The organism is Catenulispora pinisilvae (genome assembly GCF_015356865.1).
In the GTDB taxonomy this organism is placed as follows: domain Bacteria; phylum Actinomycetota; class Actinomycetes; order Streptomycetales; family Catenulisporaceae; genus Catenulispora; species Catenulispora pinisilvae.
This window is the reverse complement of sequence record NZ_JAAFZA010000611.1, coordinates 1-405: the sequence shown is the minus strand read 5'-3', so window position 1 is coordinate 405 and position 405 is coordinate 1. Positions and strand designations below refer to the sequence as shown.

1 protein-coding gene is annotated in these 405 nt (G+C 74.3%); it reads right to left on the bottom strand.

All coding sequences use genetic code 11. The annotated features are described in order from the left end of the window. Window positions 1-405 (bottom strand): protease pro-enzyme activation domain-containing protein (locus IZR01_RS49595; protein ID WP_267255026.1); only part of this gene is annotated, 405 nt, incomplete at both ends.

Genomic DNA, 405 nt, shown 5'->3' with positions numbered 1-405 from the left:
TACTTGTGCCGATCGAGTGACCGGCCAACCCCTGCCGCGCCGAGATCGCCGCCGTCGCCCCCTCCCGCATCCCCCGCACCTGCGACTGCCCGATCTGCGCCACGTTCGCCACCGCGCCGGCCACATCCCGCGGCAATGCCGGCGTCCGTGTCCCCTCGCTGAACGCCGCCCGCACCGCCCCGGCGCTCCCGGACGCGTCGATCCAATGTGAATCCTGGCCCGTCACGTGCATCCCGGCCTTGCCGAGCCACCCCCGCACCGCCTTGACCTGCGCATCCGACGGCCCGAACCGGGCCCGGGCCTGCGTCGGCGTCAGGTAGTGCCCGTACTGGGCACTACCGGGCGTCGACACCGCCCGTGCGAACGCCTCCAAGCCCGCCGGATCCCGCCCGGCCAGCCCGATCC